Annotated in this window: 19 protein-coding genes; 5 read left to right on the top strand and 14 right to left on the bottom strand. The window is 63.1% G+C overall.

The features are described from left to right. Window positions 1-139: 139 nt before the first annotated feature. Window positions 140-1,042, top strand: coding sequence for a DMT family transporter (locus tag LB541_RS00755; protein WP_224617863.1), 903 nt, complete (start codon window positions 140-142; stop codon window positions 1,040-1,042). A 9-nt stretch (window positions 1,043-1,051) separates the two neighbouring features. Here the strand turns inward: LB541_RS00755 and LB541_RS00750 are convergent, their stop codons facing one another. The 3 genes from LB541_RS00750 to LB541_RS00740 form a co-directional block, all read right to left on the bottom strand. After that, window positions 1,052-1,855, bottom strand: a complete 804-nt coding sequence (locus tag LB541_RS00750) for a helix-turn-helix domain-containing protein (protein WP_140559443.1) — start codon at window positions 1,853-1,855, stop codon at window positions 1,052-1,054. Between the two features lie 48 nt (window positions 1,856-1,903). Continuing rightward, a complete protein-coding gene (locus LB541_RS00745) occupies window positions 1,904-2,776 on the bottom strand; it encodes a uracil-DNA glycosylase family protein (RefSeq protein WP_224617609.1) in 873 nt (290 codons plus the stop codon). A 109-nt stretch (window positions 2,777-2,885) separates the two neighbouring features. Continuing rightward, entirely contained in the window at window positions 2,886-3,530 is a 645-nt protein-coding gene (locus LB541_RS00740) for a hypothetical protein (RefSeq protein ID WP_224617607.1), read from the bottom strand. Between the two features lie 220 nt (window positions 3,531-3,750). On the opposite strand from LB541_RS00740, the gene LB541_RS00735 reads away from it, so the two are divergent. Then, a complete protein-coding gene (locus LB541_RS00735; protein ID WP_224617606.1) occupies window positions 3,751-5,430 on the top strand; it encodes an electron transfer flavoprotein-ubiquinone oxidoreductase in 1,680 nt (559 codons plus the stop codon). A 137-nt stretch (window positions 5,431-5,567) separates the two neighbouring features. Continuing rightward, window positions 5,568-6,161, top strand: a complete 594-nt coding sequence (locus tag LB541_RS00730; protein ID WP_140520706.1) for a DUF922 domain-containing protein — start codon at window positions 5,568-5,570, stop codon at window positions 6,159-6,161. A 13-nt stretch (window positions 6,162-6,174) separates the two neighbouring features. Here LB541_RS00730 and LB541_RS00725 read toward each other — a convergent pair whose 3' ends face one another. The 5 genes from LB541_RS00725 to LB541_RS00705 all read right to left on the bottom strand — a co-directional run bounded on the left by LB541_RS00725 (window position 6,175) and on the right by LB541_RS00705 (window position 9,862). Then, window positions 6,175-7,185: an endonuclease/exonuclease/phosphatase family protein gene (locus tag LB541_RS00725; protein ID WP_224617605.1), complete on the bottom strand. Its 1,011-nt coding sequence runs from the start codon at window positions 7,183-7,185 to the stop codon at window positions 6,175-6,177. A gap of 159 nt (window positions 7,186-7,344) precedes the next feature. After that, window positions 7,345-8,805: an AMP nucleosidase gene (locus LB541_RS00720; RefSeq protein WP_224617604.1), complete on the bottom strand. Its 1,461-nt coding sequence runs from the start codon at window positions 8,803-8,805 to the stop codon at window positions 7,345-7,347. A 101-nt stretch (window positions 8,806-8,906) separates the two neighbouring features. After that, a complete protein-coding gene (locus tag LB541_RS00715) occupies window positions 8,907-9,101 on the bottom strand; it encodes a hypothetical protein (RefSeq protein WP_140494649.1) in 195 nt (64 codons plus the stop codon). 53 nt (window positions 9,102-9,154) lie between these two features. Further along, complete coding sequence (locus LB541_RS00710) at window positions 9,155-9,313, bottom strand: hypothetical protein (protein WP_181169517.1); 159 nt, start codon at window positions 9,311-9,313, stop codon at window positions 9,155-9,157. Between the two features lie 207 nt (window positions 9,314-9,520). Then, entirely contained in the window at window positions 9,521-9,862 is a 342-nt protein-coding gene (locus tag LB541_RS00705; RefSeq protein ID WP_224617600.1) for a DUF2147 domain-containing protein, read from the bottom strand. A 445-nt stretch (window positions 9,863-10,307) separates the two neighbouring features. On the opposite strand from LB541_RS00705, the gene LB541_RS00700 reads away from it, so the two are divergent. Together LB541_RS00700 and LB541_RS00695 are read left to right on the top strand one after the other, a co-directional pair. Next, a complete protein-coding gene (locus LB541_RS00700) occupies window positions 10,308-10,574 on the top strand; it encodes a sel1 repeat family protein (RefSeq protein ID WP_010915070.1) in 267 nt (88 codons plus the stop codon). Between the two features lie 399 nt (window positions 10,575-10,973). Further along, on the top strand, window positions 10,974-12,095 hold the full coding sequence (locus tag LB541_RS00695) for a branched-chain amino acid ABC transporter substrate-binding protein (RefSeq protein ID WP_140494645.1): 1,122 nt from the start codon (window positions 10,974-10,976) through the stop codon (window positions 12,093-12,095). A 153-nt stretch (window positions 12,096-12,248) separates the two neighbouring features. On the opposite strand, the gene LB541_RS00690 is transcribed toward LB541_RS00695, so the two are convergent. The 6 genes from LB541_RS00690 to LB541_RS00665 all read right to left on the bottom strand — a co-directional run bounded on the left by LB541_RS00690 (window position 12,249) and on the right by LB541_RS00665 (window position 18,600). Beyond that, window positions 12,249-14,210 (bottom strand): acetyl/propionyl/methylcrotonyl-CoA carboxylase subunit alpha, encoded by a 1,962-nt coding sequence (locus LB541_RS00690; protein WP_140520703.1) that lies wholly within the window; start codon window positions 14,208-14,210, stop codon window positions 12,249-12,251. Continuing rightward, window positions 14,192-14,755, bottom strand: coding sequence for an O-acetyl-ADP-ribose deacetylase (locus LB541_RS00685; protein ID WP_140517990.1), 564 nt, complete (start codon window positions 14,753-14,755; stop codon window positions 14,192-14,194). Before LB541_RS00685 ends, LB541_RS00690 begins: the two co-directional genes overlap by 19 nt. Window position 14,756: 1 nt before the next feature. Next, the gene (locus LB541_RS00680; protein ID WP_140517991.1) at window positions 14,757-16,364 is read right to left on the bottom strand and encodes a carboxyl transferase domain-containing protein; all 1,608 of its coding nucleotides are present in this window, start codon (window positions 16,362-16,364) and stop codon (window positions 14,757-14,759) included. 1 nt (window position 16,365) lies between these two features. Continuing rightward, window positions 16,366-17,529, bottom strand: coding sequence for an isovaleryl-CoA dehydrogenase (locus LB541_RS00675; RefSeq protein ID WP_140662950.1), 1,164 nt, complete (start codon window positions 17,527-17,529; stop codon window positions 16,366-16,368). A gap of 66 nt (window positions 17,530-17,595) precedes the next feature. Continuing rightward, window positions 17,596-18,246: a TetR/AcrR family transcriptional regulator gene (locus LB541_RS00670; RefSeq protein ID WP_140520699.1), complete on the bottom strand. Its 651-nt coding sequence runs from the start codon at window positions 18,244-18,246 to the stop codon at window positions 17,596-17,598. 69 nt (window positions 18,247-18,315) lie between these two features. Next, window positions 18,316-18,600 (bottom strand): acylphosphatase, encoded by a 285-nt coding sequence (locus LB541_RS00665; RefSeq protein ID WP_140494632.1) that lies wholly within the window; start codon window positions 18,598-18,600, stop codon window positions 18,316-18,318. Window positions 18,601-18,756 lie beyond the last annotated feature (156 nt).

Genomic DNA, 18,756 nt, shown 5'->3' with positions numbered 1-18,756 from the left:
CCGTCTACGACGTCAGGCATATCGAGAGACCGGCGACGCCGGCGCGCACCTGGGCAACCACGCGGGAAGCGGCGGGAGCGTGACAGCAGGCCGCGACAACAGTGACAATACCGTAGGGCACAACACGCTCACCGGCATTATGCTGAAGATCGTCTCGGTGGCGGTCTTCGTCGGCATGTCGACCTGCATCAAGGCGGCGGGCACTGTGCCGGCGGGACAGATCGTCTTCTTCCGCTCCTTCTTCGCTATCTTTCCGATCATTGCCTTTCTGGCTTTCAAGGGAAATCTCGGCACGGCTTTCAGTACAAGCCGTCCGTTCAACCACATCGCGCGCGGCGTCGTCGGCGTCTGCGCCATGGGGCTCGGCTTCTTCGCGCTGACGCGGTTGCCGCTGCCAGAAGCAATCACGCTGAATTACGCCCAGCCACTGTTGGTGGTGGTGTTCAGCTCGATTTTCCTCGGCGAAGCCATTCGTGTCTATCGCTGGAGCGCGGTCGCCGTCGGCCTCGTCGGTGTGCTGATCATCTCCTGGCCGGAGCTGACGCTCCTGAGTTCCGGCGAGGCGCTCGACGACCAGGAGGTGCTCGGCGTCATCGCCGCATTGATAGCGGCGGCGATTTCGGCCGTCGCCATGCTGCTCGTGCGCAATCTCGTGCAAAGCGAGCGCACCGCCACGATCGTGCTTTGGTTTTCGGTCACCGCGAGCGTCATGGCGCTGCTGTCGCTGCCGTTTGGGTGGCAGGCGCTGACGCCGGGGCAGGCGGTCCTTCTTGTCGCCGCCGGCTTCTGCGGCGGCCTTGGCCAGATCCTGATGACCTCGGCTTACCGCCATGCCGAGGCATCGGTGGTGGCGCCGTTCGAATACACCTCGATGATCCTCGGCGTCTTGGTCGGCTATCTCGTCTTCGGCGATGTCGCCACGCTGAACACGCTGACCGGCGGTCTGATCGTCGTTGCCGCCGGCATCTTCATCATCTGGCGCGAACGTCAACTCGGCCTGGAACGCACCCGCACGCGCAAGGCCGCCCCGCCGCAGGGGTGATCAGCACCGTTAGGCCCGCTCTTTCGCCAATCTTACCAGCGCCGTCCGCGTCTGCTCGTCGGCCGGAAAGAAGGACTCGATCGCCAGCTCCGACAGCGTCACGTCCAGCGGCGTGCCGAACACGGTGATGGTGCTGATGAACGACAGCACCTGATCCCCATGGGCAAGCCGCAGCGGATGCACGATGCCGCTCGGCTCGACCCGCGCCGGCCGCCCACTCTTCAGGCCGGAGGGATAACCGCGCAACTCACGCTCCAGTTCGATCAGCACCGGATCGCCTGACGCGTCGTTCTGGTGCTTCAGGCGTTCCAGCAGGTGCGCCCGCCACTCCGCGAGATTGACGATGCGCGGCGCGACACCTCCAGGGTGCAGGCTGAGCCGCAGCACGTTGACTGGCGGCTTGAGCAGCGAGGGCTCGGAAACGTCGGCCAGGAACGGCCCAATGGCAGCGTTTGCCGAAACGAGGTTCCAGTGCCGGTCCACCGCGAGCGCCGGGAACGGCTCGTGCCCTCGAAGCACCGTCTCGACCGCCGCCATGGCCGGTGCCAGCGAAATGTCGGTCAGCGGCCTTTCGCTGAAGCTCGGCGCAAAGCCCGCCGCCAGCAAGAGCTGGTTGCGCTGGCGAAGCGGGATCGAAAGCTGCTCGGCCAGGTGTAGCACCATGTCGCGCGACGGCGCGGCCCGCCCGCTCTCGACGAAGCTCAGATGCCGCTGCGAGATATCGGCTTCCGTGGCGAGGTCGAGCTGGCTCATCCGGCGTCGCGTGCGCCATTCACGGATGAGGCTGCCGGCGGAGGTTTGAGGAGATATCATGAGGGCATGGTTAGGGCGACGGCAGGCGCATTTCAATTACCCGCGAGGTCATGGAGAGGTGAGCGCTCTTAGCTTCGCCTTCACCTCGAGAAAATCCCGCCAAGCCAGCTTCTTGTGCGCCGGCGTCCTCAGTAGATAGGCCGGGTGCAGCGTCGGCATCGCCGGAATAACGACGCCGGACGCTGTCGTGTGGGCGCGCCAGTTGCCGCGCAGCCGCAAGATGCCTTCGCTCGTATTCAGAAGGGTTTTGGCCGAGGGCCCGCCGAGATTGACCAGCACCTTCGGCTTGACCAGTTCGATCTGCCTTTCGATGAACGGCCGGCAGATCTCGGTTTCGTGCGGCGTCGGCGTGCGGTTTCCCGGCGGCCGCCAGGGGATGACATTGGCGATGTAGACGGATGTCCGGTCTAGCCCGATCGCGGCCAACATGCGGTCGAGCAGCCGGCCGGAGCGGCCGACGAAGGGCAGGCCTTCTATATCCTCGTCACGGCCGGGCGCCTCGCCGACGAGCATCACCGATGCATCCGGGTTGCCGTCGGCAAAGACCAGGTTCTTGGCGGTGAACTTCAGGTTGCAGCCGTCAAAAGTCGACATGTGCTGGCGAAGCTCGTCCAGCGTCGAGGCAGCCGAGGCCAATTCACGCGCCAGCGCCGCCTGCGCCTCGTCGGGTACCGCCGAAATGGGCGGGCGCGCCGGCGGAGCGTTAGGCACGGCGCTCGCATCGAGACGCGGTTGGGCGGGCCGCTCCGGTGCTCTGCTATCGCTCGGCGCGGCAGCCAGCATCCGCTCCGCCGGCTTGGGCGCGGCTTCCGCGAAGCGGTTCACCGGCGCGTCCTCCAACGCCTCGTCGACGCCCGCGCTGGCATAGAAGGCGAGCAGCTCGGCGATATCAGGTCGGCTGTTTGGGGAAGCGGCAGTCATGGCGCCACCATCGTTCGACTGGTCGCATATTGCAAGTTGGTGATTGGGGACATTGGCACAACCGGGCAATGACGGCCTGTCTGTGGCAGCGTCATACGCTCACCGCAACCTAACCCGTCGGTATGCGCGGGTCCTGCACCAGATAAAAGGTCCAGCGCGGCGTATAGTCGGTGATCAGGAATTCGAACCTGGCGGTCTTTAGCGGGTCGACCTTGCCGTTCTTGAACAGCAGACGGTCATACGGTTCAAAATCGCGGTCGAAATCGGCAAAATTGCTCGACCAGATATTGTCAGGCGTCTTGTTGCGCTGGTCGAACGAAAGCCCGTCGCCGAAGACGCTCGGCTGATTCAGGACCTCCTGAAGCTCGAACTGGAATTCGATCCAGGCCTGGCCGCTGTTGTTGAGCACGTCCAAGCGCAAATACATGATGCCGTTGGCGAACTCGCCCGCCTTGCCGAACGCCTGGATCGGCTTGGTTGCACGGATGGTCAACGTCACCGGCGTCGCTGAATTCAGCTCTTCGGTGATGACGAGCGGATCGTCCTTGGTGCCGGTGCCGGAAGCGCCGCTGATTTCGAACCCGCCAAGCTCGTCGGAGAAGGAGTAGGCACCGGTGGCCCAGACCTTCACCTCGTCTGCAAAGGCATGGACCGGCGCCAGCAGGGGGAGGGCCGAAAGGAACGCCCGGCAGGCCCTGCCGGGCGTCGATGGGAAGCGCGTTGATGAGAAGCCGGCTGGCCCAGGAATGCGCATGGTGCGAAGTATGGCCGATAAGCAAGCCGTCGAACAATTAAAAACGTACGCGTTGCGGGCAGGCCGGCGCAAAACGGGTGTCCTTCGGCACGATGCGCGACTTTTTGGCCAAATCCGCGTTGTCACAGGCGCGCCGGTTTCCTGTCGCGACTTGATGCGCTATGCAGCGCAGGAGCCAGCAAGATACGCGCAATAGCGACAAGCCAGTGCGGAGGGGTTGATGAGCGATATCGAACGCGAAAGCATGGAATTCGACGTGGTGATCGTCGGTGCGGGCCCGGCCGGCCTCGCCGCCGCCATCCGCCTGAAGCAAGTCAATCCCGAGCTTTCCGTGGTCGTGCTGGAAAAGGGCGGTGAGGTTGGCGCCCACATCTTGTCAGGCGCCGTCGTCGATCCGATCGGCATCGACCGGTTGCTGCCGGGCTGGCGCGACGAACAAGACCATCCATTCAAAACGCCGGTCACGGCGGACCATTTCCTGGTGCTTGGCCCCGCCGGCTCTTTCCGCCTGCCCAACATAATGATGCCGCCTCTGATGAACAATCACGGCAACTACATCGTCTCGCTTGGCAATGTCTGCCGCTGGCTGGCGGCCAAGGCCGAGGCGCTCGGCGTGGAAATCTATCCGGGGTTCGCCGCGGCCGGCCTGCTCTATAACGAGGAAGGCGCCGTCACCGGTGTTGTCACCGGCGACATGGGCGTCGAAAAGGATGGCACACACGGCCCGGGTTTCGCGCCGGGCATGGCGCTGATGGGCAAATATGTGCTGATCGGAGAGGGCGCGCGCGGCTCGCTCGCCAAGCAGTTGATCGCCAGGTTCAGGCTTTCCGAGGGCCGCGAGCCGGGCAAATACGGCATCGGCCTCAAGGAACTGTGGCAGGTCAAGCCGGAGAAGCACAGGCCGGGTCTCGTCCAGCACTCCTTCGGCTGGCCGCTCGATCTCAAGACCGGCGGCGGCTCTTTCCTCTATCATCTGGACGACAATCAGGTGGCGGTTGGCTTCGTCGTCCACCTCAATTATAAGAACCCCTGGCTGTCGCCGTTCGAGGAGTTCCAGCGCTTCAAGACCCACCCGGCGATCAGCGGTACTTTCGAGGGCGCCAGGCGGTTGGGCTATGGCGCGCGCGCGATTACCGAAGGCGGTTGGCAGTCGGTGCCGAAACTGTGCTTCCCGGGTGGCGCGTTGATGGGCTGCGCCGCCGGCCTCGTAAACGTCCCGCGCATCAAGGGCTCGCACAATGCCGTGTTGTCGGGAATGCTGGCGGCCGAGCATGTCGCCGAGGCAATCGCCGCTGGCCGCGCCAATGACGAGCTCTCCGCTTACGAAGCCGCGTGGCGGGCGACAGACATCGGCAAGGATCTGAAGAAGGTGCGCAACGTCAAGCCGCTGTGGTCGCGCTTCGGCACCATCGCCGGCGTCGCCATCGGCGGCCTGGACATGTGGCTGAACACTTTGTTCGGCTTCTCGCCCTTCGGCACGCTGAAGCATGGCAAGGCCGACTACGCCACGCTAGAGCCCGCCGCGAAGCACAAGAAAATAGACTATCCCAAGGCCGATGGCGTGCTGACCTTCGACCGCTTGTCCTCGGTGTTCCTGTCCAACACCAACCACGAGGAAAACGAGCCGGTGCATCTGCTGGTGGCGGACATGGAGCTGCAGAAGCGTTCCGAGCATGACGTCTTTGCCGGACCTTCGACGCGCTACTGCCCTGCAGGCGTCTACGAATGGGTCGACAAGGACGGCAATGCCGCTGCCGATCCGGCGGCCAAGGACGTGCGCTTCGTCATCAACGCGCAGAACTGCGTCCACTGCAAGACCTGCGACATCAAGGATCCGAACCAGAATATCGACTGGGTGCCGCCGCAAGGTGGCGAAGGCCCGGTCTATCAGAACATGTGAGCGTGCCCGGCTAAGCCGTCACGAAAACATGCGAGCGGCGGCGGACTTGTCTGTCGCCGTCGACCGCCTGCCTCGATCAAGCCCGTTGAAGCCTTCCGCCGAGTGTGGTCTGCTCGGCTCCGACAAAGGAGGCGGACATGCGCCTGACCAGCCCGACGATGCTCGCCATGGCCTTCATGCTGCTTTGCGCATCAGCCGCGTCGGCGGGCACAAAGCTCACCGTTCACATCCGCACCTATGATGTCGCTGGAAATACCGGAGCCGCCCTTGTCGAGGCAATGGACCGGCTGGGACCCAAGCACGGCTATATGACGCGCGCCATCGCCGAAACCGGTTACGCCGTGCATTGGGATCTCGATATTGTCCGGGAGGATGGAGCCTGCCATCTGCGGCAGGCCAACGGGACGCTCAACCTGACCTACACTTTCCCGCGGCTCTCGTCGGCAAGCGCAGTCCTGCGCGAGCGTTGGGACCGTTTCATGGTCGGCGTTCGCAAGCACGAGCAGACGCATGGCGGTATCGCGAGGCGGATGATGCGGGCCACCGAGACCGCGCTTGCCGGACTGCGGCGCCCGGACAACTGGTTCTGCACCGGCACGCATCTCGAGGCGCGGCGCCGAATCAAGACCATCTATGTCGAATACGAAGCCAGGCAGAACGCTTTCGATGCGCGCGAGCATCGCGGCGGCGGGCCTGTCGAGCACCTTGTCGAAGCGTTGACCAAACCCTGAGAATGCCGAAGCATCAACCGCGCGGATTGTTTTCAAGGTCGCTCGCCGCGAGCGCGCTCTCATGCTCGTCATGGGGCAGCCTGTCGTCGGGGCGAAGCGAGAACTCCACGAGTACGGGAAGATGGTCGGAGCCGGTATCTTCCAGTCGCGTTGACGACAGAATGGTCACGCCGCCCTTGCTGAACGCCTGGTCGATCGGGAGGCCTGCATAGCGGCGCAGGAAGTCGGGCAGCTTCCGGTGAATCCAGGTCGACCCGGCCGACGGCATGACCGTCAGTCCGCCGAGAGCGGCGACGCGCCGCACCGCGGCGCTCCATGGCACCGCGTTGCAATCGCCGGCCATGATGGCGGTTTGGCCGAGCGATGAAAGCTGCTCCGAGAGTTCGCCGATCTGCCAATACTGTTCCCGCGGCCACGGCCAGCTGAGATGGATGGCGGCGACGTCGGCGCTCCTGCCGCCGAAATCGATGGTCGCAACGGCCATTGCGCCCCGGCGCTCGCAATGTGGCGCGGTGCCGGCGAGAAAGGGCCGCCGCGAGAGCAGCGCGACGCCGAATACGCCGTTGGGATAGGGACAGAGGATCCGGTATGGATAGGCGCTGGCGATGTAGCCAAGCTCCGTCGCCCACATCGTCGACACCTCGTCCAGGGTGATGACGTCGGGATTGGTCCGGCCGATCAGTGACAGCACTTTTTTCGGCGTCGGGTTGTCGTAGCGCAGATTCATCTGCAGCAGGCTGTAGACTACCTGGTCGGTGGGTTTGGCGACCGCCTGAACCGGCCACGGCCGGGGCAAGGCGGTCGAAGCGGTGGCAAGAGCGGCCACGGCAAAAACCAGGGCCGCGGCCGCTTGCAGGCGAAACGATGTCGCCAGCAGCGGCAGCGCGCAAAGCGCCATCAGCACGGCGAGGTGAATGCGGAAATGCGAAAAGGAATCGAGCGCCGGGTGCAACGCGCCTAAGAAGCCGGCCACCAGCGCGACCGAGAGCGTCATCATCACGATGAATACCAGTGAAGCCGCCATGTCTCGACTGCGTTTCATCGGATCAGATCTGCATGAGTTGCCTGCGATGGTCCCCGCCCGGTTATCGGCAAAAATGCGGCTCAATCAAGATAGCGAATTGCCGGCAAGATGGCGAATCGCCGGCAAGACGGCGAATGGCTCTGGCGGCGCGCAGATCGGCTACTGGAAGGCCGTTTCCGAAAAACTTCTGAGCTTGCGCGAATGCAGCCGCTCCATCGGCATTTCCGAAAGCTTTTCCATCGCCCTGATGCCGATGGTGAGGTGCTGCGCCACCTGCCGCTTGTAGAATTCGGTCGCCATGCCGGGCAGCTTCAGTTCGCCATGCAGCGGCTTGTCGGAGACACACAAGAGCGTGCCGTAAGGCACGCGGAAGCGGAAGCCATTGGCCGCGATCGTTGCCGATTCCATGTCAAGTGCGATCGCCCTCGACTGCGAAAGCCGCTGCACCGGTCCGCGCTGGTCGCGCAGTTCCCAGTTGCGGTTGTCAATGGTGGCTACAGTGCCGGTGCGCATGATGCGCTTGAGATCGTACCCGGACAGGCCGGTCACTTCGGCCACCGCTTCCTGCAATGCCACCTGGATTTCGGCCAGCGGCGGGATCGGCACCCAGACTGGCAGGTCGTCGTCCAGCACGTGATCCTCGCGCACATAGGCATGCGCCAGCACATAATCGCCCAGCGCCTGCGTATTACGCAGGCCCGCGCAATGGCCGAGCATCACCCAGGCATGCGGCCTCAGCACAGCGATATGATCGGTGATCGTCTTGGCGTTGGAGGGTCCGACACCGATATTGACCATGGTGATGCCGCCATGGTTCGGCTTCTTCAAGTGGTAGGCCGGCATCTGCGGCAGGCGCTGCGGCGCCACCCCTTCGCTCGGGGCGCTCTGCCCGGCTTTGGTGACCACGTTGCCCGGTTCGATGAATTCGGCATATCCGCCGCCGCCATTCTCCATCAGGTCACGGGCGCGCGCCACGAACTCGTCGATATAGAACTGATAGTTGGTGAACAGCACGAAATTCTGGAAATGCTGCGGCGTGGTCGCGGTATAGTGCGACAGGCGGTGGAGCGAATAGTCGATCCGCTGCGCGGTGAAGGGCGCCAGCGGCCTTGGTTCTCCGAACGCCACTTCGAACGTGCCGTTGGCGATCTGGTCGTCTGTACCGTCGAGATCTGGCACGTCGAACAGGTCTCGGATAGGCCGCTGGATACGCTCGGCCGCGGTTCCGTCGACATGGGTGCCTTCGAGAAAGGCGAAATGCAGCGGGATCGGCGTTGTCGATTCCGAGACCGTGACCGCGACCCCGTGGTTGCGCATGATCAGACGCAATTGCTCGACCAGATAGCTTTCGAACAGGCTCGGCTGGGTGATGGTGGTGGAAAAATGCCCCGGCGTCGGCATGTGGCCATAGGCTTGGCGCGAATCGATCTGGGTGAACGAGTTGGTCGTGACGCCGATCTCCGGGTAGAAGGCGCGGTAGCGCTTGCTGCTGTCGCCGCCGGCGGCAAGCGCCGCGAAGGAGTCGCGCAGGAACTTGGTGTTGCGGTCATAAAGGGCTTGCAACGCCGCGACGGCCTTTTCTGCGGTGTCGAAGCTTTGCCGGCCAAAAGGCTCGGGCATGACGACAGATTCGATGGCTTGGGGATAGATTCGCTTTTCCATGGCTCAATATAGAGATTTGGAAAGGCGGTTGGGAGGGGTGTCCCGATCGAAGGCGCAATTTATCCGCGCTGCAGGCTGACCAGCAGCACGAAACCGACGCCCGACTTCTTCAGTGCTGGCGCGTCGATCGTGGAACCGGCATCGGCACGCATCATCGGTACGGCCAGGACCGGCGCGGCAAGAAACGCCAGGATGAGCGCCGCCCGCGGCAGAAGCCGAACGGTTTTGAAGAGGTTGGCGGCGATGCGGTTCATGGTCTTTGCTTTTCTTTCGAGGTCTTGGTTTGGTCAGGTCTTTGGTTTCTGTCTCAGGGGCGAAGGGTGGTCGGGCAGGCGAGGCGGCAGGTTCTGGAACTGGCCTCGTCCCAGGAACGGGCCGGACGGCCCGCTTCGGCGACGAGGATGGCGAAGAACATTCCAAACAGGCTCACCAGCAGGCAGACGATGGTGAAGCGGCGGGCGAGCATTGGTCGTGTCTCCTTCAATACGCAGGAGAATGCCCGGGCACGACTGAACCGGCTCTGATGCCGACGTTCATCTGCCGTTCAAATCGGTTGATGGATTTTGAGGCGGCGCTGGCCATAAGGAGCATGGCTGCCGGCACAGCATGCCAGGATCATGAAACGAAAACGGGGCCTGCCGGCCCCGTTTTCATGTCGCAAGGATGGGGTCGATCAGAGCTTGTGCCAGGTCTGGCTCTTGCAGATCAGCCCGCCGAGCACGCAACCGCTCATTTTCAGCGAGGTGCCCGACAGTGTCGCCTTGCCGGAATAGGTCTTGTCGTTTGCCGGGTCGGTTATGCTGCCGGCGTATTTGTTGTCGCCGGACGCCTTGAGCGAACCGATGGTCTTGCCGGCATATTTGCCAGACTTCAGCGTGATGGAAAATGAACCGGAGCCCCCGATGGCCGCGGTATCGCCGGCCTGCGTCTTCCAGTTTCCCTCGATCGGATCGGCCCAGGCCACACCGGTCAGGATCAAAGTGGCCGCCAGGGCCAGGCTTGGTTTTCGAAACATCTTTCCTCCCTTGGATACCCGGCAGGAGGCTCCGCCTCGCCGGTCTGCCGCTTACGCAAACGTAAGCTAATCCAGCTCCCCGCAAAACAAAAGCGGTGCCGCAGCGGAAGCTTTGGCAATTCAGAAGCGCCGACGGAAGCAATGTCGGCAGGGAAATGAATGCATGCATGCGCGGCGTTTGTTTCGCGTGGTTAGCGGAGTGTTGATTCCGCTCGCGAAAATTTTCGTCAAATTTGGCGCTATCCGGCTGAATCGCTGGCTTTGTATCCTTAACGAATTTCCACGTTTACCTATTGTTTTAGCTTTGTTTTCCTCAAATTAAGCACGCCATTTAACGACGGATTCAAGCCTGCGCGGCATTCTCGAAAGCATCGAAAGAGCAGCCCGGGCAGACAAACGGAGGCAGCTCTCGGGAGCCAGACAGGGCCGGAAGAGAGGATTGAAAATGGCACGTTTTGAAATGCTTGAAGCAGGCTTCGGCGCCATGGGGGCAACTGCCCAGGCCGACATTCTTTTCGAACTGGGGATGATGTATGCGACGGGCCGCGATTGCGAGACCGATGTCGTCGCCGCCCACAAATGGTTCAACATCGCCGCGATCAAGGGTTCGGCCCGCGCTGCGGAATTGCGTTCGGAACTGTCGGCTGCGATGTCGAAGGTCGAGATCGCCAAGGCGCTGCGCGAAGCCCGCGAATGGATGACGATGCACTGAATTTAGAGATAAGGCAGGGCGGCCTTCTGGTCCGCCAGGCAAGGACAAGGCCGCGGTAAGACGGCCACGCGACAAAACCAAGAACGCGGCACGCCCTACAGGGCCAGCGGCGCGGCGGCCATGATCCGATGTTCGGTAGGATCAGGGCCAGCAGGAAGACAGGGAAGGCGAGTTGGGTTCGAGTGCGGGGGCGCTTGAGGAACAGCTCGACAGGCAAAGCCGCGACCGGCCGGAACAAGGCCGGCGCGGCTTTTGCCTTTTTGCTCCAGAGATGCTTCGCAGGCCTAATCGAGCGCCGCCAATGCGCCTAGACAGGCCACACGAAGGATGAAATTGTCCCGCCTCTCTGGAAGAAGCGTGGCCGGGGCGGCCGCGCGTGAGTGGAGGAGTCATACCGCAATGAAAAAATTGAGTATTTTGAACGCGGCCATTTTCGGCCTGATGATGAGCGCGCCGGTCGCCTATGCCGACGACATCACCTTTTCGGTGGTCGGTCCGATGACCGGACAGCTCGCCACCATTGGCGATCAGTTCAAGCAGGGCGCGCAGGCTGCCGCCGACGCGATCAATGCCGCCGGCGGTGTCGACGGTCGCCAGATCAAGCTCGATATCGAGGATGACCAGTGCGACCCGAAGCAGGCGGTTTCGGTCGCCAACCGTATCGTCGCCAATGGCGTCAAGTTCATCGACGGCCACGCTTGCTCGGGTTCGAGCATTCCGGCTTCCGCCGTCTATGCCGAAGCCGGTGCCCTGATGATGAGCCCGGCCTCCTCGAACCCGGTGCTGACCGACGCCGCAGCGAAGGCCGGCTGGCCGACGATCATGCGCCTCTATACGCGTGACGATGCGCAGGGTGCCTTCATCGGCCCCTGGATCGCGAAGAAGTATGCCGGCAAGAACGTCGTCATCCTGCATGACAAGAGTGCCTACGGTCAGGGCGTTGCCGATGCGGTCAAGGCCACGATGAATGCCGGCGGCCTGAAGGAAGTGGACTATGAAGGCATCAATGCCGGCGAAAAGGACTATTCGGCGCTCGTCACCAAGCTCAAGGACCTCAAGGCCGACGTTGTCTATTTCGGCGGTTACCACCCGGAGGCTGGCCTGATCCTGCGCCAGTCGGCGGAACAGGGCATCAAGTTCCAGCTGATCATGCCGGATTCGATAGCCTCGCCGGAATTCTGGCAGGTTGCCGGCCCGGCCGGCGAAGGGACCATGTTCGTCTTCCCGTCGGATCCTCAGGCAAAGCCGGAAGCCAAGGCAGCCGTCGAGAAGATCAAAGCCGGCGGTTTCGTGCCGGAAGGCTTCACGCTATTCTCCTACGCCACGATCCAGGCCTTTGCGGAAGGCATCAAGCGTGCCGGCAGCGATGATCCGGCCAAGGTCGCCGAGGCGCTGAAGAACGGGCAGCCAATCAGCACGGTTGTCGGCAATGTCACCTTCGACGAGAAGGGCGACCTCAAGAACGCCAGCTACGACATCAACCAGTGGCACGACGGCAAGTATGCGCCGATCCAGCCGTAATCGCTGCCTATATCGATGAAATGGCCGGGCTCGTCCCGGCCATTTCATTTCTGCCTGTGTGTCTTGCCATGGACATATAACGGCGGTCGACATTCTACGGCGCCTCTCTCTGTCCGGCAGGACAGGGACGCTTGGCATCCGGCAGCGAGGCTGTCAGCCTTGCATATCCTCGAACCGCACCAGCACAGTGCCGTCGGTAACCTGCGCGCCCTCGGTGGCGATCTCGGCGATCACACCATCATGCGGCGCGGCGATGGTGTGCTCCATCTTCATCGCCTCGAGAATAAGCAGCGGTTGCCCCTTCATCACCGTATCGCCCTTTGTCGCCCGCACAAGCTTGACCAGTCCCGGCATCGGCGCGCGCAAACTGCCTGACGCCGCCGCCGCATCATCGCCTCTGGCCAACGGGTCCGGCACCGCGAACGTATAGCCGGCCGCGCCTTCGAATATCGTGATGTGGCCTGGCCAGCGGGCGAGGCGAGGAACGGCGCGAAGGTCATGCGAATTGGCGCTGTCATAGGGTGCATGGAGCGTCACCTGGGAACGCCGGTCTGGTCGTACCGAAACCCTTGCCAGAATATCGTCCTCGCCAAACTTCAGCCGGATCTGTCGTGCCATGCCATGGAAATGCGTGTAGCCGGCAAGCGACGACCATGGATCGTCCGATGCCGGCAGCGCGCCCGCCCCGGAGGCCGCTATGGCCGCGGCCGCGACCGTTTCGCCGCTCGGCGGCGCAATCTCGGTCAGCGCCTGCTGGTGGCGGCCTATCAGGCCGGTATCGACGTCGCCCGCCGAAAAGTCCGGATCGGTCACCAGCGCGGCGAGGAAGGCGGTATTGACGATCGAACCGGCGACTTCGGTTCGCGCAAGCGCCGCGCCGAGTGCCTCCAGCGCAGCCGGCCTGTCCCCGCCATGCACCACCAGCTTGGCGATCATCGGATCATAATAGGGAGAAATGGCGTCGCCGGCCCGCACCCCGGTTTCGACACGCATGGCGGCCCCTTGGGGAACCATGTCGGGAAATTTCAGATGATGCAGCGTGCCGGTCGCAGGCAGAAACTCCCTTGCGGCATCCTCGGCATAGAGGCGCGCCTCGAAGGCGTGGCCGGCTAGCTTTATCTCGCCTTGCGTTTTCGGCAGCTTCTCGCCGGATGCGACCCGCAACTGCCATTCTACCAGATCAGTGCCGGTGACCATCTCGGTGACCGGGTGCTCGACCTGCAACCTCGTGTTCATCTCCATGAACCAGAAGCGGTCAGGCGTCAGGCCTTGCGAGGCATCGACGATGAATTCGATGGTGCCGGCACCGCAGTAGCTGATCGCCTTGGCGGCCTTCACCGCCGCCTCGGTCATCGCCTTGCGTAACGCCTCGGTCATGCCGGGGGCGGGGGCTTCCTCGATAACCTTCTGATGGCGTCGCTGCGCCGAGCAGTCGCGTTCGAACAGATGGACGGCATTGCCGAAATTGTCGCCGAAAACCTGCACCTCGATGTGGCGCGGTTTGTCGATATATTTTTCCACCAGTACACGGTCGTCGCCAAAAGCGGATTTCGCCTCGCGTCGTGCGCTGGACAGCGCTTCGGAGAACTCATCGGGGTGCTCGACCCGGCGCATTCCCTTGCCGCCGCCGCCGGCCCGCGCCTTGATCAGCACGGGGTAGCCGATTTCGCGTGCCTTGGAGGCCAGGATCACGATCTCCTGCGCCTCGCCATGGTAGCCCGGCACGACGGGCACGCCGGCCTTTTCCATCAGCCGTTTGGCGGCATCCTTCAGCCCCATGGCGCGGATAGAGGCCGCCGACGGGCCGATGAAGGTGAGCCCCGCGGCCGCCACCTGGTCGACGAAATCAGGATTTTCCGACAGGAAGCCATAGCCGGGATGAACGGCTTGCGAGCCTGTCGCCAAGGCGGCCGCGACGATCTTGTCGCCGCGCAGATAGCTGTCGCTGACAGGCGAGGCACCGATATGTACCGCCTCGTCGGCCATCTCGACATGCAGGGATTTCGCATCGGCATCGGAATAGACGGCAACCGTGCGCACCCCCATCCTGCGCGCCGTGCGGATCACCCGGCATGCGATCTCGCCTCGGTTGGCGATCAGGATCTTTGTGAACATGAAACCTCCGTAGACTGCGTTCGCCTCGAGGAAGCAACGGCCTCACGGTATAGTTCGGCCATTTGTTCGTCGAAGCAGCAGAAGATGACGGTCTGCGGCGTCGTATTTCCGCTCAAGAAGCTATTTACGGCGCCGACTGCAATTGCTGCCGCCTCATCCCTCGGATAGCGGTAGATGCCCGTCGAGATCGCCGGAAAGGCGACCGAGCGGCATTCCTTCTCGGCGGCGATTTCGAGCGAACGCCGATAGCAGGAGGCGAGCAACTCCGCCTCGCCCTTGCCGCCGCCCTGCCAGACTGGACCGACCGTATGGATGACGTAGCGGGCCGGCAGCCGATAGCCCTTGGTCAACTTTGCATCGCCGGTCTTGCAGCCGTTGAGCGTGCGGCATTCGGCGAGGAGTTCCGGCCCCGCCGCCCGGTGAATGGCGCCGTCGACCCCGCCGCCGCCGAGCAGCGAGGAATTGGCCGCGTTGACAATGGCGTCGACATCCAACTTGGTGATGTCGCCGACGTTAATGCGGATCCTGTCCTGCACCTCGCCCATTTCACATCCTGAACACGCCGAAGCGCGTTTCCTCGATCTCCGCGTTGAGCGCGGCCGAGAGGCTGAGCGCCAGCACCTCGCGCGTCTTGGCCGGATCGATGATGCCGTCGTCCCATAGCCTTGCGGAGGAATAGAGCGGGTGGCCTTCATGCTCGTATTTCATCAGGATCGGCTTCCTGAACTTCGCTTCTTCCTCAGCGCTCCATTCGCCGCCCTTGCGCTCGATACCCTCGCGCTTGACCATGGCCAGCACCGTCGCCGCCTGCTCGCCGCCCATCACCGAAATGCGGGCGTTCGGCCACATCCACAGGAAGCGGGGCGAGTAGGCGCGCCCGCACATGCCGTAGTTGCCGGCGCCGAACGAGCCGCCGATGATCACGGTGACCTTGGGCACGCGGGCGGTGGCGACTGCCATCACCAGCTTGGCGCCGTCCTTGGCGATGCCGCCTGCCTCATATTTGCGCCCCACCATGAAGCCGGTGATGTTCTGCAGGAACACCAGTGGAATCTTGCGTTGGCAGCACAGTTCGATGAAATGCGCGCCCTTCAGCGCGCTTTCGGAAAACAGCACGCCATTGTTGGCGATGATGCCGACCGGCATGCCGTGGAGATGGGCAAAGCCGGTGACGAGCGTGGTGCCGTAATTCTGCTTGAACTCATCGAACTCCGAACCGTCGACGAGGCGCGCGATCACCTCGCGCACGTCATAGGGCTGGCGCAGATCCGTCGGCACGATGCCGTAGATCTCATCTGCCGGATGAAGCGGCGGAATCGGTTTCTGGACGGCAAGGCTTACGGTCTTGTTCCGATTGAGGTTCTTGATGATGCGCCGGCAGATGGCCAGCGCATGCTCGTCGTCGAGCGCGTAGTGGTCGGCGACGCCGGAGAGCCGTGTATGGACGTCGGCGCCGCCGAGATCCTCGGCGCTGACGTCCTCGCCGGTGGCGGCCTTCACCAGCGGGGGACCGCCGAGGAAGATGGTCGCCTGGTTGCGCACCATGATCGTCTCGTCCGACATTGCCGGCACATAGGCGCCGCCCGCCGTGCACGAACCCATGACGCAGGCGATCTGCGGGATGCCTGAGGCGGACATGTTGGCCTGGTTGTAGAATATGCGCCCGAAATGCTCGCGGTCGGGAAACACCTCGTCCTGGTTGGGCAGGTTGGCGCCGCCGCTGTCGACCAGGTAGACGCAAGGCAGATTGTTCTGCAGCGCGATCTCCTGCGCGCGCAGATGCTTCTTCACCGTCAGCGGGTAATAGGTGCCGCCCTTCACCGTGGCGTCATTGACGACGACCATCACTTCCGTGCCTTCGACGCGCCCGATACCGGCGATGATGCCGGCGGAGGGAATGTCCTCGCCATACATCGACCATGCGGCGAACTGGCCGATCTCGAGAAAGGGCGACCCGGTGTCGAGTAATTGCGCCAGCCGCTCGCGCGGCAGCAGCTTGCCGCGCGCGACGTGTCGCTCGCGCGCCTCTTCCGAGCCACCGCGCTCGACGCTCGCGGCCTTTTCGGCGATATCGCCGACCAGCGCCCGCATGCGTTCGGCATTGGTGTGGAAGGTATCGGAGGAAGGGGAGATCTGGGTCCGGAGGACGGCCATGCTATACCCCCTCCGCCATGATCTCGCGGCCGATCAGCCATCGCCGGATTTCGCTGGTGCCGGCACCGATTTCGTAGAGCTTGGCGTCGCGTAGCAGCCGGCCGGTCGGATAGTCGTTGATGTATCCGTTGCCACCCAGAAGCTGGAGTGCGTCAAGCGTCATCTGCGTTGCTTTTTCGGCGGCAAACAGAATGCAGCCTGCGGCGTCCTTGCGACTGGTCTGGCCGCGGTCGCAGGCGGCGGCGACCGCGTAGACATAGGCGCGCGCGGCGGTCATCGTCGTGTACATGTCGGCGAGCTTGCCTTGCACCAGCTGGAATTCCCCGATCGCTTGGCCGAACTGCTTGCGCTCATGCACGTATGGGACCGCGACGTCGAGACAGGCGGCCATCAAGCCGATCGGGCCACCGGCCAGCACCGTGCGCTCATAGTCGAGACCAGACATCAGCACCTCGACGCCGCGCCCTTCCTCGTGCAGCACGTTGTCGAACGGCACCTCGACATTATCGAAAACCAGTTCGCCGGTGTTGGAGCCGCGCATGCCGAGCTTGTCGAGCTTTTGCGCAACCGAAAATCCGGCAAAAGCCTTTTCGACGATGAAGGCGGTGATACCGCGCGCATGACGCTCTGGATCGGTCTTGGCATAGACCACCAGCGTCTCGGCGTCCGGGCCGTTGGTGATCCACATCTTGGTGCCGTTGAGCACGTAGCGGTCATTGCGCTTTTCGGCACGCAGCTTGAGCGAGACAACGTCAGAACCGGCGCCGGGCTCCGACATTGCCAGCGCGCCGACGCGCTCGCCCGAGCAAAGCGGCGGCAGGAATTTCTCCTTCTGCGCCGGCGTTGCCCAGCGGTTGATCTGGTTGACGCAGAGATTGGAGTGGGCGCCGTAGGACAGGCCGACCGAGGCCGAGGCCCTTGATATCTCCTCAACGGCGATCACGTGCGCGAGATAGCCCATGCCACTGCCGCCGAACTCCGGATCGGCGGTGATGCCGAGGAGGCCGAGATTGCCGAGTTCCGCCCACAGATGCGCCGGGAATTCGTTCGAGCGGTCGATTTCCGCCGCGATCGGCGCGATCCTGTCCTGGGCGAAGCGCCGCACCAGCTCGCGCAATGCCTCGACATCCTCGTCATGCCCGAAGCTGAGCGTGTTCGTGTACATCCGGTTCCTCCTGCCGCATGACCCCCGAAAATCGACTTGGATTTTCGGAAAAGATCATGCGCGAAACTAAAATCCCACGGCGTCGTTTGCGCGTCCAAACGGACGTGCGGCGCTGTACGTGTCGATCCTCGCGCCGACGAGCCGCATCGTCATCGAAAGATATGTCGCCGTGACTTCTGCGATCGACAGCCGCTCGCCCGGCCGGAACCAGACGATGACACCGGTCATCATCTGGATCAGCGCCATGGCGGTGAGGCCGGTATCTTCGACGACGAACACGCCTGCCTCGGCGCCGTCACGCAGAATGGTGCGCAGTTCCTTCTCATAGGCCGTGCGCATCCGCAGTATCTGCGTCAGTCTTTCGGGCGACAGGCTGCGCAGCTCCATGTTCGAAACATGCGTCGCATGGCGGCGGGCGATGTGGAAGGCGATGTGGTTCTCGACATAGGCCGAAAGCCGGCTTGCCGGATCGGCGTCGGCGGGCCGTGCGGCGTTCCAGGCTGCGATCAACTCCTCCATGTGCTCGCGCATCAGCGTGAACAGCAAATCCTCCTTGGTCGGGAAATAGCGATAAAGCGCGGCCGCCTGCACGCCGACTTCGGCCGCCAGCTGGCGCATCGACATCGCCTCATAGCCGAGCCGCGCGATCAGGTTGACCGCCGCCTCGCGGGCTGCCGCCTCGGTCTTCCCGCCATCGGATCCTGTCGTGCGCGCCAAAAGAGCCTCCCTTGTTGCGAATTAATAAAACGAACGTTCAATTAATTCAAGAGGTATGCCGAAGCCGCATCAGGCATCGATCCGGAAGCCGGTAACAGGATTGCTGGATACCGCATCCTCGACGTCAACCCCGGAAACGGACGCTCCCGGCGGTCCTTTCCAAAGCCGGCCGATCATGGTCGAGACGGCTTCGCCTGTGCCGGCAATCTCAGCGGTCACCGAGCCATCCGCTTCATTGCGCACCCAGCCCGCAAGCCCAAGGCTGGCGGCCTGGCTTCGGACCCAGATCCTGTAGCCGACGCCTTGCACCTTGCCGTGGGCCCGCACACGCACTGCCTTGCGATCGTCAGCCATTGCGTCTCTCCCGAGGCTCGTCTGCTGGAATCTGGCGCAGGCGACGGGGAATGCAACAGGCCGGTCGAACGAGGATGGAGGGGGCCCGAGTCGAACTCGAATTTAATTGACTCAGTCCACTAAATTTCTAACACTGTGGCTATCATCACCCAAGGG

Origin of the sequence: Mesorhizobium sp. BR1-1-15, assembly GCF_020165475.1 — a bacterium.
In the GTDB taxonomy this organism is placed as follows: Bacteria; Pseudomonadota; Alphaproteobacteria; order Rhizobiales; family Rhizobiaceae; genus Mesorhizobium.
Note: the sequence above shows the minus strand (reverse complement) of the source record. Positions and strands in the feature narration are given on the sequence as shown.

What these genes read in the sequence shown, in the direction of transcription:
- LB541_RS00725 (WP_224617605.1), bottom strand. Translation starts at nt 7,185, where the DNA reads ATGGCGGCTTCACTGGTATTCATCGTGATGATGACGCTCTCGGTCGCG.
- LB541_RS00675 (WP_140662950.1), bottom strand. Translation starts at nt 17,529, where the DNA reads ATGTACACGAACACGCTCAGCTTCGGGCATGACGAGGATGTCGAGGCA.
- LB541_RS00740 (WP_224617607.1), bottom strand. Translation starts at nt 3,530, where the DNA reads ATGCGCATTCCTGGGCCAGCCGGCTTCTCATCAACGCGCTTCCCATCG.
- LB541_RS00715 (WP_140494649.1), bottom strand. Translation starts at nt 9,101, where the DNA reads ATGAACCGCATCGCCGCCAACCTCTTCAAAACCGTTCGGCTTCTGCCG.
- LB541_RS00710 (WP_181169517.1), bottom strand. Translation starts at nt 9,313, where the DNA reads ATGCTCGCCCGCCGCTTCACCATCGTCTGCCTGCTGGTGAGCCTGTTT.
- LB541_RS00680 (WP_140517991.1), bottom strand. Translation starts at nt 16,364, where the DNA reads ATGGCCGTCCTCCGGACCCAGATCTCCCCTTCCTCCGATACCTTCCAC.
- LB541_RS00735 (WP_224617606.1), top strand. Translation starts at nt 3,751, where the DNA reads ATGAGCGATATCGAACGCGAAAGCATGGAATTCGACGTGGTGATCGTC.
- LB541_RS00755 (WP_224617863.1), top strand. Translation starts at nt 140, where the DNA reads ATGCTGAAGATCGTCTCGGTGGCGGTCTTCGTCGGCATGTCGACCTGC.
- LB541_RS00690 (WP_140520703.1), bottom strand. Translation starts at nt 14,210, where the DNA reads ATGTTCACAAAGATCCTGATCGCCAACCGAGGCGAGATCGCATGCCGG.
- LB541_RS00720 (WP_224617604.1), bottom strand. Translation starts at nt 8,805, where the DNA reads ATGCCCGAGCCTTTTGGCCGGCAAAGCTTCGACACCGCAGAAAAGGCC.
- LB541_RS00665 (WP_140494632.1), bottom strand. Translation starts at nt 18,600, where the DNA reads ATGGCTGACGATCGCAAGGCAGTGCGTGTGCGGGCCCACGGCAAGGTG.
- LB541_RS00685 (WP_140517990.1), bottom strand. Translation starts at nt 14,755, where the DNA reads ATGGGCGAGGTGCAGGACAGGATCCGCATTAACGTCGGCGACATCACC.
- LB541_RS00695 (WP_140494645.1), top strand. Translation starts at nt 10,974, where the DNA reads ATGAAAAAATTGAGTATTTTGAACGCGGCCATTTTCGGCCTGATGATG.
- LB541_RS00745 (WP_224617609.1), bottom strand. Translation starts at nt 2,776, where the DNA reads ATGACTGCCGCTTCCCCAAACAGCCGACCTGATATCGCCGAGCTGCTC.
- LB541_RS00700 (WP_010915070.1), top strand. Translation starts at nt 10,308, where the DNA reads ATGGCACGTTTTGAAATGCTTGAAGCAGGCTTCGGCGCCATGGGGGCA.
- LB541_RS00730 (WP_140520706.1), top strand. Translation starts at nt 5,568, where the DNA reads ATGCGCCTGACCAGCCCGACGATGCTCGCCATGGCCTTCATGCTGCTT.
- LB541_RS00750 (WP_140559443.1), bottom strand. Translation starts at nt 1,855, where the DNA reads ATGATATCTCCTCAAACCTCCGCCGGCAGCCTCATCCGTGAATGGCGC.
- LB541_RS00705 (WP_224617600.1), bottom strand. Translation starts at nt 9,862, where the DNA reads ATGTTTCGAAAACCAAGCCTGGCCCTGGCGGCCACTTTGATCCTGACC.